The 597-nt window shown below is 43.4% G+C and carries 1 pseudogene; it reads left to right on the top strand.

The window, feature by feature from the left end:
* Nucleotides 1-504: pseudogene (locus HMPREF1495_RS00310) on the top strand (N-acetylmuramoyl-L-alanine amidase family protein); the annotation flags it as partial.
* Between the last annotated feature and the right edge of the window lie 93 nt (nucleotides 505-597).

The raw sequence follows: 597 nt of genomic DNA, 5'->3' as shown, positions 1-597 counted from the left end.
AGAGGAAGCTTATATCTCTTCGGTACAGATGAGCTTAATGACGGTTCAATGATTACCGGTGAGGTTACAGTATCTCTTAGAGATCAAAACGTGGTATTCGGTTTCAAAGACAACGGTAAGGCTATCGGAGCAAGATGCACACTTGCAAAGAGCGACGGTAAGTTCTACTTCAACGGATTAAGACTGGATGCTGACGCAAGCCTTAAGTACGGTATTCTTAAGGATACAAGAACAGGTCACGGCGAGTATGTAGTCGTGGACTCAAACGGTAAATTAGTCAAAGGCACAAAGATTCTTAAGGACGGAGAGGGCAACTGGATAGTAGTTTCAAACTCAAAGTTCGTAGCAAGAGTAAGTGATAGTGACAGACCTAGAAAGAAGAACGGAAGATTCTATCACTACGATTCAAGTGCCGACAGACATGACAGGTGGGGAGCGGAAATCACATATGCTACAGACGGATTGAACAACTTGGACAGTGATTTTGTTCTTTTTGACAGATAGTTAGAGGAGAGATATGAAGAAAAATAATTTAATAAGGAAGGTAAAGCAGGCGACTGCCGGATTGCTTGCAGGAGCCATGGTCCTTACAGGGGC

The sequence above is a fragment of the Lachnoanaerobaculum sp. MSX33 genome, from assembly GCF_000512995.1.
Classification (GTDB): Bacteria; Bacillota; Clostridia; order Lachnospirales; family Lachnospiraceae; genus Lachnoanaerobaculum.
This window is presented reverse-complemented; position numbering and strand designations above follow the sequence as displayed.